This is a genomic window from Bacillus haynesii, assembly GCF_001969855.1.
Lineage (GTDB): Bacteria > Bacillota > Bacilli > Bacillales > Bacillaceae > Bacillus > Bacillus haynesii.
On sequence record NZ_MRBL01000014.1, the window covers coordinates 41,257 to 57,006 of the forward strand.

At 46.4% G+C, this 15,750-nt stretch carries 12 protein-coding genes; 7 read left to right on the top strand and 5 right to left on the bottom strand.

Annotation, left to right across the window (positions count from 1 at the left end):
- Window positions 1-5: 5 nt before the first annotated feature.
- A complete protein-coding gene (yidA, locus tag BTA31_RS12625; protein WP_076792084.1) occupies window positions 6-818 on the top strand; it encodes a sugar-phosphatase in 813 nt (270 codons plus the stop codon).
- A 36-nt stretch (window positions 819-854) separates the two neighbouring features.
- Here the strand turns inward: yidA and BTA31_RS12630 are convergent, their stop codons facing one another.
- On the bottom strand, window positions 855-2,390 hold the full coding sequence (locus BTA31_RS12630; protein WP_076792087.1) for an ABC-F family ATP-binding cassette domain-containing protein: 1,536 nt from the start codon (window positions 2,388-2,390) through the stop codon (window positions 855-857).
- Window positions 2,391-2,814: 424 nt separating this feature from the next.
- Between BTA31_RS12630 and htpG the strand changes: the two genes are divergently transcribed.
- Window positions 2,815-4,695, top strand: a complete 1,881-nt coding sequence (htpG, locus tag BTA31_RS12635) for a molecular chaperone HtpG (protein ID WP_076792090.1) — start codon at window positions 2,815-2,817, stop codon at window positions 4,693-4,695.
- A 51-nt stretch (window positions 4,696-4,746) separates the two neighbouring features.
- On the opposite strand, the gene glpT is transcribed toward htpG, so the two are convergent.
- The 4 genes from glpT to BTA31_RS12655 all read right to left on the bottom strand — a co-directional run bounded on the left by glpT (window position 4,747) and on the right by BTA31_RS12655 (window position 9,060).
- The gene (gene glpT, locus BTA31_RS12640; RefSeq protein WP_043926179.1) at window positions 4,747-6,105 is read right to left on the bottom strand and encodes a glycerol-3-phosphate transporter; all 1,359 of its coding nucleotides are present in this window, start codon (window positions 6,103-6,105) and stop codon (window positions 4,747-4,749) included.
- Window positions 6,106-6,127: 22 nt separating this feature from the next.
- Entirely contained in the window at window positions 6,128-7,021 is an 894-nt protein-coding gene (locus BTA31_RS12645) for a glycerophosphodiester phosphodiesterase (RefSeq protein ID WP_076792093.1), read from the bottom strand.
- A 255-nt stretch (window positions 7,022-7,276) separates the two neighbouring features.
- Entirely contained in the window at window positions 7,277-8,212 is a 936-nt protein-coding gene (locus tag BTA31_RS12650; protein WP_011198461.1) for an aldo/keto reductase, read from the bottom strand.
- Window positions 8,213-8,295: 83 nt separating this feature from the next.
- A complete protein-coding gene (locus tag BTA31_RS12655; RefSeq protein ID WP_076792096.1) occupies window positions 8,296-9,060 on the bottom strand; it encodes a DeoR/GlpR family DNA-binding transcription regulator in 765 nt (254 codons plus the stop codon).
- Window positions 9,061-9,527: 467 nt separating this feature from the next.
- Here BTA31_RS12655 and iolA point away from each other — a divergent pair, with 467 nt between their 5' ends.
- From iolA to iolE, 5 genes are all read left to right on the top strand, one after another.
- Window positions 9,528-10,991 (top strand): methylmalonate-semialdehyde dehydrogenase, encoded by a 1,464-nt coding sequence (gene iolA / locus BTA31_RS12660; RefSeq protein ID WP_076792099.1) that lies wholly within the window; start codon window positions 9,528-9,530, stop codon window positions 10,989-10,991.
- 74 nt (window positions 10,992-11,065) lie between these two features.
- The gene (gene iolB, locus BTA31_RS12665; protein WP_076792102.1) at window positions 11,066-11,881 is read left to right on the top strand and encodes a 5-deoxy-glucuronate isomerase; all 816 of its coding nucleotides are present in this window, start codon (window positions 11,066-11,068) and stop codon (window positions 11,879-11,881) included.
- Between the two features lie 27 nt (window positions 11,882-11,908).
- The gene (gene iolC, locus BTA31_RS12670; RefSeq protein ID WP_043926184.1) at window positions 11,909-12,886 is read left to right on the top strand and encodes a 5-dehydro-2-deoxygluconokinase; all 978 of its coding nucleotides are present in this window, start codon (window positions 11,909-11,911) and stop codon (window positions 12,884-12,886) included.
- 31 nt (window positions 12,887-12,917) lie between these two features.
- A complete protein-coding gene (gene iolD / locus BTA31_RS12675) occupies window positions 12,918-14,831 on the top strand; it encodes a 3D-(3,5/4)-trihydroxycyclohexane-1,2-dione acylhydrolase (decyclizing) (RefSeq protein WP_076792105.1) in 1,914 nt (637 codons plus the stop codon).
- A gap of 13 nt (window positions 14,832-14,844) precedes the next feature.
- Window positions 14,845-15,747 (top strand): myo-inosose-2 dehydratase, encoded by a 903-nt coding sequence (gene iolE, locus BTA31_RS12680; protein ID WP_043926186.1) that lies wholly within the window; start codon window positions 14,845-14,847, stop codon window positions 15,745-15,747.
- The last annotated feature ends 3 nt before the right edge of the window (window positions 15,748-15,750 follow it).

A 15,750-nucleotide genomic window follows, 5' to 3' on the forward strand; every position in this document is an offset into this window, starting at 1 on the left:
GTAAAATGTACAAACTAATCGCGATAGATATGGATGGAACATTGTTGAATGATCTTCATGAAGTAACAGAGGAAGTACGGAATGCCCTGCATGCTGCAAAAAAGCAAGGCGTCAAAATCGTTCTCTGCACGGGCCGTCCCCTCGGCGGTGTAAGCCGCTACCTGGAAGAACTGAATCTAAATGAAGACGGCGATTATGTCATCGCCTATAACGGAGCGCTCGTTCAAAATACGCATACTCAGGAAGTCGTGTCAGAGCTGACACTGGGCTATGGTGATGTGAAATCGTTATATGAGCTCAGCCAAAAGCTTGACACTCCGATGCACTTTTTTGATTCTGCTTATTTGTATACGCCAAACCGGGAAATCAGCCCGTATACCGTTTACGAATCATACGTCACCAAAGTGCCGCTGCGGTTCCGGACGATCGAAGAAATCCCGAAAGACCTTTTGGCGCCAAAGGCGATGTATATTGATGAGCCGGAAAAGCTGGACCAGACGATCGCCGCAATACCGGAAGATGTCAAGGAACGTTATACAATGGTGAAAAGTTCGCCGTTCTTTTATGAAATTCTTCACCCAGCGGCAAGTAAAGGAAATGCCGTTCAGCAGCTTGCCGACATATTAGGCATTGCACAGGAAGAAGTGATTTGTATTGGAGACAACGGAAACGACATGTCCATGATCGAATGGGCGGGATGCGGAGTTGCCATGGGGAATGCGATCCCTGAGGTAAAAGCTTCGGCCGATTATGAGACGCGTACAAATAATGAGAACGGCGTTGCCCACGCCATTCATGAGCTTGTATTGTCCAAATAAAAAAGCCGGCCCATAGAAAGGCCGGCTTTTACTTATTTAACGGCGCCATTCTTCAATCTGCCAGATATGAGTCACCCAGTCTTCATAAAAAGCCGGTTCATGGGAAACGAGCAAAATCGTTCCCTTATAGTCGCAGAGCGCTTGCTTTAACGCATGCTTTGCCAATGCGTCAAGGTGGTTTGTCGGTTCATCAAGAACAAGCAGATTGCTGTTTGAAAGCATCAGCTCAGCCAGCCGGACCTTTGCCTGTTCACCGCCGCTGAGCGTAGTAAGGGGCTGGTTGATATGCTTTGGCGTCAAACCGGATGTCGCGAGCGTCTGCCTGATGTCTTTTTCCGATAGATCAGGAAAGAACGCCCGCAATTTTTCAAGCGGTGTATCATGAGAAGCCGGACTTTCCTGCCTGAAATAGGCAGCCTGTAAATGCTGTCCTGCTGTGACGATGCCGCTTAGAGGCTTGAGATCACCGAGCAGCGTTTTGATGAGCGTTGATTTTCCGGCGCCGTTTTCTCCGATAATGGCGATTTTATCGCCCCGTTTTACGGTTAGGGAAAGAGGCTTAAATAATGGAACTGTGTAGCCGGCCTCAAGATTTTCCGTTTTGAGTACACTCATCGCCGGATTTCGCCCCGTTTTAAATGCAAAGCTGGGGACATAAGAATCTGTCGGTTTTTCGATTCGTTTGATTTTGCTTAATGCTTTCTCCCTGCTTTTGGCCTGCTTCGCCTTTCGGACCCTGTTCCGGTCGATAAACGCTTCTAATTTTTTGATTTCCCTGTTCTGTTTTGCGTATGCGGCTTCTGTCTGTGCCCTGCTTTGCGCATATTCCTTCAGAAAATATTGATAGTTGCCGGAATACCGTTTGATCACATGATGCTCCAGATGGAATGTAACCGTCGTGATTTCATTTAAGAAGCGTTCGTCATGAGAGATGACGAGAAATGCGTGCTCATAGTTTTTCAAGTACCCAGTGAGCCACTCAATGTGTGCGGCATCCAAATAGTTGGTCGGCTCATCCAACAGCAGCACATCAGGTTCTTCAAGCAGCAGCTTGGCCAGCAGCAGCTTTGTACGCTGCCCCCCGCTTAAAGCCGTGACATCCTGATCAAGCCCGATTTCCGCCAAGCCGAGGCCTTGGGCGGCATCCTCAATTTTCGTTCCGATTTGGTAAAATCCTGAAGCTTCCAGTTCGGCTTGGAGCTCTCCGTATCTTTTCAGGACGGCCTCCAGATTGTCTCCGGCAACGGCCATTTTTTCGGCAAGCCTATTCATTTGCTTTTCGATTTCAAACAGCCGGCCGTATGCTTTCTCCATGTACTGAAGGATGGTTGTGCCTTCCGTCAGCTTGGCATGCTGTTCAAGAAAGCCGGCCCGAATATTTGGCTGCCATTCAATGTTTCCTTGATCGGGTAGAAGGCTGCCCGTCAAGATGCGCAGCAATGTCGACTTTCCGGCTCCGTTCGCACCGACAAGGCCGGCATGTTCGCCTTTCAGCAGGTGGAACCCGGCGTCTTGAAAGATCATGCGGTCTCCATATATATGGGTCAGATTTGTGACATGAACAATACTCATGATGATTCTCTCCTTCAGGCTTAATTTTGAAAAAACAAGCCATCTAAAGAGAACAGCGTGAAGCCTCGCTATCCTGTCCGGCAAAAAAAACGGGTAAGGCAAACTACACCTTACCCGCTACATATTTAAATACAGCAAGAAAGGAGTCAAATCGTATCAAACTGTTCCCGAGATGGCTTGTTAAAAAAGGGCAGACTTCTCCCGTCTTTAAGCCAATTCTCTTTTAAGAACAGTTGATAAGATTTTCATTCCTTTCCACCTCATTTTGGTCAAATTTACCTTCACAACACATTATATGAAGCGGAGTGCCGGTTGTCAAACCGCTGCCTTATGAATTGACATCGTACAGGCAGTGTGTTATTTAATTTGTGAACAGAATCGAACGATATATGTATATCATATGAGCAAAAGGGGAGAGGGCTAGATGGCTAAAAAAGAATTCAAAGCAGAATCCAAGAGATTGCTGGACATCATGATCAACTCGATTTATTCCCAAAAGGAAGTCTTTTTAAGGGAGCTGATATCCAATGCGAGCGATGCCATCGATAAAATCTACTATAAAGCGCTGACAGATGATTCACTGACGTTCAACAAAGACGACTACTACATAAAAATCTCCGCAGATAAAGAAAACAGAACGCTGACCATTGCGGACACAGGGATCGGCATGACGAAAGAGGAGCTTGAAGAACATCTTGGAACAATTGCCAAGAGCGGCTCGCTTGCGTTTAAACAAGAAAACGAATTAAAAGACGGGCACGATATTATCGGCCAGTTCGGCGTCGGTTTCTACGCCGCATTTATGGTTGCGGAGACCGTCACCGTCATGACAAAAGCCCATGGCAGCGATGAAGCGTATCGATGGGAATCAGCCGGGGCCGACGGCTATACGATCGAACCGGCTGCGAAAGAATCAGCCGGAACCGATGTCATATTGAAGCTGAAAGAGAATACAGACGACGAAAACTATGATGAATACTTGGATGTCCATCGCTTAAAAGCGATCATCAAAACATACTCTGATTTCATCCGCTATCCGATCAAGATGGATGTCACGGTCAACAAGCCGAAAGAAGGCGCCGAAAATGAATTTGAAGAAGTCCAGGAAGAACAGACGGTCAACAGCATGGTGCCGATTTGGCGAAAAAACAAAAGCGAACTGAAAGATGAAGATTATGAGGCGTTTTATAAGGAAAAGCATTACGGTTTTGACAAGCCTCTCGCACACGTCCATACAAGCGTGGACGGCGCAGTGAGATACCATGCGATTTTATTCATTCCTGAAAACATTCCGTTCAACTACTACACGAAGGAATTCGAGAAGGGTCTGGAGCTGTACTCGAACGGTGTGCTGATCATGGAAAAGTGTCCGGACCTGCTGCCTGACCACTTCAGCTTTGTCAAAGGAATGGTCGATTCAGAAGATTTATCGCTCAACATTTCGAGGGAGATGCTTCAGCATGACAGGCAGCTGAAGCTGATTGCCAAAAACATCAGCAAAAAAATCAAGAATGAGCTGAAGAGCTTGTTGAAAAATGACAGAGAAAAGTACGAGTCTTTTTATCAATCGTTTGGCAGACAGCTTAAATTCGGGGTATACAATGATTTTGGAGCCCATAAAGATCTGCTGAAAGACCTGCTGCTTTTCTATTCATCAAAAGAGAAAAAGCTGGTCACCCTTGATGAATATGTATCCAGAATGCCTGAGAATCAAAAATACATTTATTATGCATCAGGCGACTCGTATGACCGAATTGAAAAGCTTCCTCAAACAGAGCTCGTTTCGGAAAAAGGGTATGAAATCCTTTATTTCACCGAGGATATCGATGAGTTCGCCATCAAAATGCTGGCGAATTATCAAGAAAAAGAATTCAAGTCAGTATCCAGCGGTGACCTCGGAATCGAAAACGATGATGAGCAAAACCAATCAGACGGGGACGACAGCCAATACAAAGACTTGTTTGAAGAGATGAAAAAGACTCTTGATGGAAAAGTGAAAAGCGTGAGGGCGTCAAAACGGCTGAAGACTCACTCTGTATGCCTTGCCGCTGACGGAGAAGTCACCATCGAGATGGAGAAAATTTTAAACGCAATGCCTGACAATCAGCATGTAAAGGCTGATAAAGCATTGGAAATCAATACAAACCACGAAGTCTTCAAAACATTGCAGGATGCTTTTGAAAACGACAAAGACAAATTCAAGCTGTACACCGGCCTCCTGTACAACCAGGCGCTGCTGATAGAAGGCTTGCCGATCGAAGACCCCGTCGAATTTACGAACGATATATGCAAAGTGATGGCATAAAAATAAAAAAGATACATCTCAGCTTCGTCCGAGATGTATCTTTTTTTGATGTTAATGCTTCACAACTTCCTGTCCCCGCACATTCCAAGTCATCGCAAAGATGAGTGCTGCGATTGCACATGAAGCGGTTAAGAGCGTAAAGCCCGCATTCCAGCCGGATGCATCGACGATAACACCCATCAGCGCATTCGCCGTCAAGGTTCCGCCCAGGTAACCGAACAGACCCGTCAATCCTGCAGCCGTACCGGCCGCTTTTTTCGGAACAAAGTCAAGCGCCTGAAGACCGATCAGCATGACGGGACCGTAAATGAGGAACCCGATCGCGATCAATGACGCCATGTCGATCATCGGATTGCCGGCTGGATTGAACCAGTACACAAGCACTGCGATCAAAACACCTACCATAAAGACAAAGCCTGCCGGTCCGCGGCGCCCTTTAAACCATTTGTCAGAGATCCAGCCGCAAAGCAATGTCCCCGGAATCCCCGCCCATTCATACAGAAAATAAGCGACGCTTGATTTGCTCATGTCAAAGCCTTTTTCTTCGCTTAAATAGGTTGGAGCCCAATCCAGAACACCGTAGCGGACGAAATACACGAAAATGTTGGCAAGTGCGATTGCCCACACCCATTTATTGTTTAATACATATTTGAAAAGGATTTCTTTCGTTGATAATTCTTTTTCAAATGTTTTCTTCGATTTGCTTGAAAAATCGTTGCGGTATTCCTCGATTGGAGGCAGTCCGACAGACTGCGGCGTATCCCGGATCAGCCAGTAAGAAATGACGGCTACTGCGATGGCGACCAAGGCGGGTAAAATAAATACACCTTCATAGCCTGTAGCAGATCCCGTCATGCCTGAGAAGATGGCGACACCGGCAACGGCAATCGGCGCCATCAGTCCCCCGCCGACATTGTGGGCGACATTCCATATGGCGGTTTTATTGCCCCTTTCGCTGACGCTGAACCAGTGGACAAGGACACGCCCTGACGGCGGCCATCCCATGCCCTGGAACCAGCCGTTTAAGAACAGCATGATAAACATAATGGCGATCGATGAGGTGAAAAAAGGAACAAACCCCATCAAGAGGCTGATGACAGCGGAAAGGATCAAACCGGCGGGCAGGAACATCCTCGGATTGCTCCGGTCTGATATCGTGGCCATCACGAACTTGCTCAGCCCGTAAGAGATGGATAGAGCGGATAAGGCAAAGCCGAGCGCCGACTTTGAAAAGCCCTCTTCGATCAAATAAGGCATGGCAAGCGAGAAATTTTTGCGAATTAAATAGTATGCCGCATAACCGATGAAGATGCCGAGAAAAACTTGCAGTCTGAGTTTCTTATATTCCGAATCAATTTGATCTTCCGGCAGCCGCTCAATCGGCGGTGCTGGCTTAAACAGTTTTAACATGGTATACCCCTTCTTTATTCATTTACTTCTTTTCACGCAAAACATCGCGCAGCCGGTCCGGAAAGTTGGTGAACATTCCGGTCGCTCCCCAATCGAGCAGCCGCTTCATATCTTCTTTTTCATTCACGGTATAAGGATGGACCAGCATGCCGGTGCTTCGAATCTTTTGCACGTATGCCCGGTCAATGCGGTCAAAGTTCATGCCGAGTCCGACGCTGTAAGATTGATATTGTTTTAACTCGGCGTCAGAAATGGCAGCCGGTTTGTCGTACCATAATAATTGCACTAGCGGAATGTTTGGATTAGCGTTATGAATGATTTTTAAGCTATCAGGACTAAAAGATTGAATGATGACTTTGCTTGAATGAATGTCTGCTCCGGTCAGTTTGTATTGCTTCAGAATGTCCAGGAGCTTTTCTTCCATATGATCATAGTCTTCCGGTGATTTTGTTTCGATATAGTAGCGCGCGCTTCTCCCGAATGTTTGGATGATTTCTTCAAGGGTAGGCACTTTCAGCCCGGCGTACTCCGTTTTTGCCCGCTCAGGATATGCTTCGTTAAACCAGGAGCCTGCATCAAGCTCTTTGATTTCTTTCAGCGTATAGTCTTTGACAAAACCTGTACCATTGGTCGTGCGATCCAATGTCTCATCGTGCATGGCGACCAAATGGCCGTCTTTTGTCATTTGAAGATCGATTTCTATGTAATCACCTTTCATTTTTTGTCCAAGCTTATAAGCCAAAAGCGTGTGTTCGGGAGCATGCCCTGATGCGCCGCGGTGCGCGACATTTAATAGCTTGTTCGGGTTGAGCTGCGGCTGGGAATGGCTTGCGGCCTTCGCATGCCCGCTGAATCCAAAACCAAAAGTAGCGATTGCAGCCGTTATAAAGAAGATGCTGCGGACAAGTCTTTTCATAACATGATCTCTCCTTTCAAGCGGTTATGCAGAATAAAGGTGTCGGCAATTCATTACGATTTCTTTCGCCCCCTCTTATATGACGAAGAAAAAGAGATCCACAAAAAAACCCCTGGCACAAGAGGGTCTTATTGTGAATCTCCAATTCTCCGTCACTTGTATTAACTTCTTTCCTATCATATCAAAATTGGAAGCGCTGTCAACATAATTTTATAAATCAAGAAACCTATCTTTTAAGATAGGTTTCCTGATCATTTAGCGGGCAAACAGCCGGTCGATGAAATCAATGTCCTCTTGAGACAGATTGACTTCTGCCGTTTTGAGGTTGTCGATCAGCTGATCAGCGCGTTTGGCGCCCGGGATCAACACGTCGATTTCAGGTCGTGCCAAGTACCAGGCCAAGACGATATGGGCGATGTCAACATTGTGTTTTTCCGCAATCGGCGCAAGCTGGTTCACTTTTCTAATGTTTTCTTTGAAGCGTTCGCCTTGGAAGTTTTCCATTTCTCTTCTCAGGTCGCCTTCCGGGAATGTTGTATCTTCGCTGTATTTTCCGGCGAGCAATCCGGAGACGAGCGGGAAGTAAGGAACAAATGAGATGTTATGCTCCTGTGTATACGGGAAGAATGTCGTCTCAGCTTCCCTGTTCAGCAGATTGTATTCGCCTTGGAGCACATCCACCAATCCGTCTTTGTTCGCTTCTTTCAGCTGCTCAAGCGAAAAGTTGGATACCCCGATCGCTCTGATTTTGCCTTCCTGCTTCAGTTCATGGAGCGCCTGAACCGCTTCGTCTTTCGGCGTGTTTTCATCAGGGAAATGGATATAGAAAAGATCGATGTAGTCAGTTTGCAGCCGCTTCAGGCTTTCTTCGACGGACTTTTTCAAAAATGCAGGGGAGTTGTCAAAGACAAAATCGTCTCCTTCTTTCTTATGGGCGGCTTTTGTTGCAATCACGACATCCTCGCGGTTGAATTCTTTGAGGACTTCGCCGATTAATTCTTCGGAACGGCCGATGCCGTATATGTAGGCGGTATCTAAAAAAGTGACGCCGTTTCTTATTGCTTCCCGCACCAATTCTTTTCCTGTTTCTTCATTGAGATTCGGATAAAGGTTATGTCCTCCGACAGCATTGGTTCCCAAACCAATTGGAAATACGTGCAAGTCTGATTTGCCAACTTTCACTTTTTTCATTGAATTCCCCTCCTGAAATGATGTGTTGATAAATAAACTTGGCCGGCCGCTTGGAAACAGCCGGTCAAGGATGTCCACTTCAACTATACATGTTTTGCCAAATGGATTTCAATTTTGCGGTCTTCACAGTACTCGTGATATTCCTCATCAAGCGCCTGAGATGTGACGATTGCGTGCAATTTGTCAAACGGCGCGTACGTCAGCAAGGTCGACTTCCCGAATTTGGAATGGTCGGCCAGCAAGTATACTTGTTTTGCTTTTTCGGATATTTTCTTTTTGATTTCATATTCAAGCAGATCGGAGTTTGTCAGTCCATGGGTAAGTGTTGCTCCTGTTGCCGACATGAAAGCTTTATTAATATTATATTTATCCAATGTTCCCGGATCATCCATGCCGACGAAGGACTGCGTTTTCCGTTTGTAGTTGCTGCCGATGATGATCAAGTTTATATTTTGCATCGCTGCAGCAGCGTTGATAATGTCGAGACTGTTCGTTAAAACGGTTACATTTTTATTTGGATCAAGAGTTTCCAATATGGATTGAGTCGTTGTGCCGGAATCGATAAAGATCAGGTCATGGTCTTCAATAAAGCGTGAAGCATAGTGCGCGATTTTCGTCTTGGCATCCTTGTTTTGAATCGTTCTGTTTTCAAAAGGGATCAAGGCCGTTTTTTCAATCGCCGTTACGCCGCCGTAGACTTTTTTTATGACTCCTTTCTCGGTCAGCTTGTTAATGTCGCGTCTAACCGTGTTTTTGGAAACATTAAAGACCTGGCAAAGCTCATCAAGCGAAACGGTGCCATTGGTCAAAATGTATTCTTCCATTTCTTTGATCCGCATTAACTTCATACCAAGTATCTCCTTCTAGTATATTTGGATATATATATGATAAACCCAAAAGTTAACCAATAATTGCTTAAAAAATGATAACATTGGTGATAATTTTTTGCAAGATTTGCCCTGTTTCTTTTTATTATACAATGTTTCCTTAAATCATTTTAAGGTTTTCTGCAAATCTTACAAAAGAAAAATTTAATGATTTTGATTGACTTATGGGTAAGACCCGATTAAAATATAACCAAGAAGTGACCAAAACGTGATAATATTGAGAAATTTCTGAGTGTAAACGTTTTATTACGTCGCGGTTCTTTTGATAAAATCATTGTTCTATTCATTAATTTCTTTTGTAAGCGTTTAATTCCTGTTTTTTGCGAAAATCCGTTATGCATTGAAGAGCTGTTCGGCGTTCATACATAATGGTTGGAACCTGCCCCATCTGTACCAGGAGATGTTTAATATTCAAGGAGGTTATAAGAATGGCAGAAATCAGAAAGTTAAGAAACTATCTTAATGGAGAATGGGTTGAAAGCAAAACCGACAAATATGAAGATGTAATCAATCCTGCGACGAAAGAAGTGCTGTGCCAGGTGCCGATTTCGACGCGCGAGGATATCGAATACGCAGCGCAAACAGCGGCTGAAGCGTTTAAAACATGGTCAAAAGTGGCCGTTCCGCGCCGGGCAAGAATTCTATTTAACTTTCAGCAGCTTTTAACTCAGCATAAAGAGGAGCTTGCCCACCTCATCACGATTGAAAACGGAAAAAACACGAAAGAAGCGTTGGGCGAAGTTGGACGCGGCATCGAGAATGTCGAGTTTGCAGCTGGAGCGCCTTCACTGATGATGGGAGATTCACTCGCTACAATTGCAACCGATGTTGAAGCGGCGAACTACCGTTACCCGATTGGAGTCGTCGGCGGAATTGCCCCATTTAACTTCCCGATGATGGTACCGTGCTGGATGTTCCCAATGGCCATTGCGTTAGGAAACACATTTATTCTGAAGCCTTCCGAGCGGACGCCGCTCTTGACGGAAAAGCTTGTTGAACTGTTTGAAAAAGCCGGACTTCCTAAAGGGGTCTTCAATGTGGTATACGGTGCGCATGATGTAGTAAACGGTATTCTCGAACACCCGGAAATTAAAGCGATTTCATTCGTCGGTTCAAAACCGGTCGGAGAATATGTCTATAAAAAAGGAAGCGAAAACCTGAAACGCGTTCAATCGCTGACAGGCGCTAAAAACCACACCATCGTTCTGAACGATGCCAATCTTGAAGACACGGTAACAAATATTATCGGCGCTGCTTTCGGATCTGCCGGCGAACGCTGCATGGCATGTGCAGTAGTAACGGTTGAAGAAGGAATCGCAGATGAATTCATGGAGAAATTGGTTCAGAAAGCATCTGAAGTCAAAATCGGAAACGGACTTGACGACGGTGTATTCCTCGGGCCTGTCATTCGCGAAGACAACAAGAAACGCACGCTCGGCTATATACAAAAAGGAGTTGAAGAGGGTGCGGAACTTGTCTGTGACGGACGCGAAAATGTAACAGATGAAGGCTATTTCGTTGGCCCGACAATCTTTGACAATGTCACAACTGATATGACGATCTGGAAAGACGAAATTTTTGCTCCTGTACTGTCAGTCATCCGTGTGAAGAACTTGAAAGAAGCGGTTGACATCGCCAACCAATCCGAATTTGCAAACGGCGCATGTTTGTTCACATCGAATTCGAATGCGATCCGCTATTTCCGTGAAAACATTGATGCGGGAATGCTCGGCATCAACCTGGGTGTACCGGCTCCGATGGCATTCTTCCCGTTCTCCGGATGGAAGTCTTCGTTCTTCGGTACATTGCATGCCAACGGAAAAGACAGCGTCGATTTCTATACGCGCAAAAAGGTCGTCACTGCAAGATATCCGGCGCCTGACTTCAATTAATTGTGAAAAAACCGGGCGGCGCGGTTCCCGCGCTGTTCGGATCATGTTTCAAGTTTGAAAAGGAGGCTTTATCCATGAGTCATTTGTTGCGCAAGCCGCAGGCGAATGAGCTGTCACAAGGCGTGAAGCTTGTACACGAAGTGAAAAAATCGAATTCGGATCTCAGCTATGTCGAGTTTAAAGTCCTTGATCTTGCACCGGGATCCAGCTATGAAGAATCGCTGAGCAAACAAGAATGCTGCATCGTCGCGCTTACCGGAAAGATTACTGTAACCGATCACGAACAGACATTTGAAAATATCGGCACGAGAGAAAGGGTTTTCGAAAGAAAGCCGACCGACAGCGTATATGTGTCAAATGACCGCAAGTTCGGCATTACCGCGGTTACAGAGGCAAGAGTTGCCCTGTGCTATTCCCCTTCTGAGAACCAGCTGCCGACGAAGCTGATCAAAGCTGAAGACAACGGTATTGAGAACCGGGGGAAATTCAGCAATAAACGAACCGTTCATAACATACTTCCGGATTCAGATCCTTCAGCGAACAGTCTTTTAGTCGTCGAAGTCTACACTGAAAGCGGAAACTGGTCCAGCTATCCTCCGCACAAGCATGATCAAGACAACTTGCCTGAAGAGTCCTTTTTAGAAGAAACATACTACCATGAACTTGACCCGCAGCAAGGCTTTGTATTTCAGCGCGTATACACGGATGACCGTTCCATCGACGAGACGATGACTGTTGAAAATGGAAACGTTGTCATCGTGCCCGCCGGATATCATCCTGTCGGGGTGCCTGACGGATACACATCTTATTATTTAAACGTGATGGCAGGGCCGACGCGTAAATGGAAGTTTCATAACGACCCTGACCATGAATGGATTTTGGAACGCTAACAATAAGGCAAGGAGAGGCTGTTGAAGATGAAGTATACGTTTAATGAAGAGAAAGAATTTGACATTGTAGCGATCGGCCGCGCATGCATCGATTTAAACGCAGTCGAATACAACAGACCGATGGAGCAGACGATGACATTTTCAAAATATGTCGGCGGCTCCCCGGCTAATATTGCAATCGGCAGTTCCAAATTAGGATTAAAGACCGGCTTTATCGGCAAGATTCCGGATGACCAGCACGGCAGATTCATCGAAACCTATATGAGAAATACGGGTGTCGATACGTCACAAATGGCGGTCGATAAAGACGGACATAAAGCGGGGCTTGCTTTTACAGAAATTTTAAGCCCTGAAGAATGCAGCATTTTAATGTACAGGGATGATGTTGCAGATCTTTACCTTGCCCCTTCTGAAGTGAACGAAGACTATATTGCAAAAGCGAAGATGCTTCTTGTGTCAGGTACGGCGCTGGCTAAAAGCCCTTCCCGCGAAGCGGTGCTGAAAGCCGTGCAGCTGGCGAAAAAGCATCAAGTGAAAGTGGTCTTTGAGCTTGACTATCGTCCATATACGTGGGCATCTGCAGAGGAAACGGCCGTTTACTATACGCTCGTTGCCGAACAATCAGACATTGTCATCGGAACGCGTGATGAGTTTGATGTAATGGAAAATAAGAGCGGCGGCAGCAATGAAGAATCTGTTCAGCATTTGTTTGCACATTCTGCAGATCTTGTCGTTATCAAGCACGGTGTCGAAGGTTCATATGCATACAGCAAATCCGGGGACGTCTTCCGGGCGAAAGCATACAAAACGAAGGTCTTGAAAACGTTTGGAGCAGGCGATTCATACGCTTCCGCTTTCCTCTACGGACTCGTTACAGGCAAAGATATTGAAACCGCGCTGAAATACGGAAGCGCTTCCGCATCAATTGTTGTTTCCAAGCACAGCTCATCTGAAGCAATGCCGACAGTCGCCGAGATTGAAGAGCTTATCGCGGCTCAGTCTTAAATGAAGAATATGAATAAAGGTGGGATCGTTTGTGGGCAAGAAAATACGTTTAACCACAGCACAAGCGTTAATTAAATTCTTAAATCAGCAGTACATCCATGTAGATGGTGAAGAAACACCGTTTGTCGAGGGGATCTTTACGATTTTCGGCCATGGGAACGTCGTTGGAATCGGCCAGGCGCTTGAACAGGATGCGGGTCATTTAAAGGTGTTTCAAGGCAAGAATGAGCAGGGAATGGCGCATGCAGCAATGGCTTACAGCAAGCAGATGCTGAGAAGGAAGATCTATGCCGTGTCGACATCAGTCGGACCGGGAGCAGCTAACCTTGTGGCCGCCGCTGGCACGGCGCTTGCGAACAACATCCCAGTCCTCTTGATTCCAGCCGATACATTTGCCACGAGACAGCCTGATCCTGTTCTTCAGCAAGTAGAACAGGAATACAGTGCGGCGATTACGACGAACGATGCATTGAAGCCTGTTTCGAGGTATTGGGATCGCATTACGCGCCCTGAACAGTTGATGAGCAGTCTGATTCGCGCTTTTGAAGTGATGACAGATCCTGCAAAAGCTGGTCCTGCAACGGTTTGCATTTCTCAAGATGTTGAAGGCGAGGCCTATGATTTTGATGAAAGCTTTTTTGAGAAACGCGTTCACTATATTGACCGCAAAGAGCCGAGCGAGCGTGAACTGAAGGGAGCGGCAGAACTGATCAAGTCGAGCAAAAAACCGCTCATCTTGGTCGGCGGCGGAGCGAAATATTCCGGAGCGCGCGACGAACTGATCGCCATGTCTGAAGCCTACAATATTCCGCTGGTGGAAACCCAGGCCGGGAAATCCACAGTGGAAGCTGATTTTGCCAACAACTTGGGCGGAATGGGCATCACCGGTACGCTGGCGGCAAACAAAGCGGCTCGCGGGGCTGATCTGATCATCGGAATCGGCACGCGTTATACCGATTTTGCGACATCATCAAAAACCGCTTTTGACTTTGACAACGCAAAATTTTTAAACATCAATGTCAGCAGAATGCAGGCTTATAAACTGGATGCTTTCCAAGTCGTTGCCGATGCAAAAGTAACGCTCGGCAAACTGCACGGCTTATTGGAAGGCTATAAGAGCGAGTTCGGTTCATCCATCAAGGAGCTGAAAGACGAATGGCTTGCTGAACGCGACCGCTTGAGCAAGGTAACATTTAAGCGCGAAAACTTCACTCCTGAAATTAAAGATCACTTTTCTCAAGAAATACTTAACGAATACGCGGATGTGCTGCAAACCGAACTGCCGCAAACAACGGCATTGCTCGCCATCAATGAAACAGTTGATCCGGACAGCGTCGTCATTTGTTCAGCAGGCTCTTTGCCGGGGGATCTGCAGCGGTTGTGGCATTCAAACGAACCGAATACGTACCACCTGGAATACGGATACTCCTGCATGGGATATGAAGTATCGGGAACGCTCGGCTTGAAATTGGCTCATCCTGATAGAGAAGTTTATTCACTAGTCGGAGACGGAAGCTTCCTGATGCTCCACTCAGAGCTCATTACAGCAATCCAATATAATAAAAAAATTAACGTACTGCTCTTTGACAACTCGGGATTCGGCTGTATCAACAACCTGCAAATGGACCACGGAAGCGGCAGCTACTACTGTGAATTCCGAACAGCAGACAATCAGATTCTCAACGTCGACTACGCGAAAGTGGCCGAAGGCTATGGAGCAAAAACCTACAAAGCGAACACGATTGAAGAATTAAAAGCGGCGCTTGAAGATGCCAAAAAACAAGATGTCTCAACATTGATCGAAATGAAGGTTTTGCCGAAAACGATGACGGACGGCTATGACAGCTGGTGGCACGTAGGTGTTGCAGAGGTTTCTGAACAGGAAAGCGTGCAAAAGGCGTATGAAGCAAAAGAAAAAATGCTGGAATCTGCAAAGCAGTATTAAAGGAGGCACCAGGATGGGCAAGACACAAATTCTATGGGGCATCGCCCCCATAGGATGGCGGAACGATGATATTCCGGAAATCGGCGCGGGAAACACACTTCAGCATTTGTTGAGCGACATTGTTGTTGCGGGCTTTCAAGGCACCGAAGTGGGCGGCTTTTTTCCGGAACCGGCCATTCTCAATAAAGAGCTCGAGCTGAGGAATCTAAGGATTGCCGGCAAGTGGTTCAGCAGCTATATCATTCGGGACGGGATTGAAGAAGCAGCCAAGGAATTTGCGGCTCACTGCCAGTACTTGAAAGACGTCCATGCCGATGTTGCGGTCGTATCAGAACAGACGTACAGTGTGCAGGGCTTGGATAAAAACGTGTTTAAAGAAAAGCCTTATTTCACCGATGAAGAATGGCAGCGGCTATTTGCAGGTTTAAATCACCTCGGGGAAATCGCCGGCCGGTACGGCCTGAAGCTTGTCTACCATCATCACCTCGGCACAGGCGTGCAGACAGAGGAAGAGGTGGACCGTCTCATGGCGGGAACTGACCCGGCACTCGTGCACCTTCTGTATGATACTGGGCATGCCTACATTTCAGATGGAAATTATATGAACATTTTAGAGAAGCATATGGACCGTATTGGACACGTTCATTTTAAAGACGCGCGCCTTAAGATCATGGAGAAATGCAAGCAGGAAGGAAAATCGTTTCAACAGGCGTTTTTGCAAGGGATGTTCACAGTTCCAGGCGACGGCTGCATCGATTTTAAAGAAGTCTATCAAACGCTTCTAAAGCACGGCTATTCCGGCTGGATCGTAGTGGAAGCCGAGCAGGATCCCGATGTTGCCAACCCGCTTGAATACGCATTGATCGCCAGAAAGTACATCGATCGACACTTGTTAAATGTCCCGGCAACCAATTAAGGG

Bases quoted from the DNA above. Each gene is read 5' to 3' on its own strand.
- glpT (WP_043926179.1), bottom strand. From the start codon at position 6,105: ATGTTAAAACTGTTTAAGCCAGCACCGCCGATTGAGCGGCTGCCGGAA.
- BTA31_RS12645 (WP_076792093.1), bottom strand. From the start codon at position 7,021: ATGAAAAGACTTGTCCGCAGCATCTTCTTTATAACGGCTGCAATCGCT.
- yidA (WP_076792084.1), top strand. From the start codon at position 6: ATGTACAAACTAATCGCGATAGATATGGATGGAACATTGTTGAATGAT.
- iolE (WP_043926186.1), top strand. From the start codon at position 14,845: ATGGGCAAGACACAAATTCTATGGGGCATCGCCCCCATAGGATGGCGG.
- BTA31_RS12655 (WP_076792096.1), bottom strand. From the start codon at position 9,060: ATGAAGTTAATGCGGATCAAAGAAATGGAAGAATACATTTTGACCAAT.
- BTA31_RS12630 (WP_076792087.1), bottom strand. From the start codon at position 2,390: ATGAGTATTGTTCATGTCACAAATCTGACCCATATATATGGAGACCGC.
- iolC (WP_043926184.1), top strand. From the start codon at position 11,909: ATGAAGTATACGTTTAATGAAGAGAAAGAATTTGACATTGTAGCGATC.
- BTA31_RS12650 (WP_011198461.1), bottom strand. From the start codon at position 8,212: ATGAAAAAAGTGAAAGTTGGCAAATCAGACTTGCACGTATTTCCAATT.
- iolA (WP_076792099.1), top strand. From the start codon at position 9,528: ATGGCAGAAATCAGAAAGTTAAGAAACTATCTTAATGGAGAATGGGTT.
- htpG (WP_076792090.1), top strand. From the start codon at position 2,815: ATGGCTAAAAAAGAATTCAAAGCAGAATCCAAGAGATTGCTGGACATC.
- iolB (WP_076792102.1), top strand. From the start codon at position 11,066: ATGAGTCATTTGTTGCGCAAGCCGCAGGCGAATGAGCTGTCACAAGGC.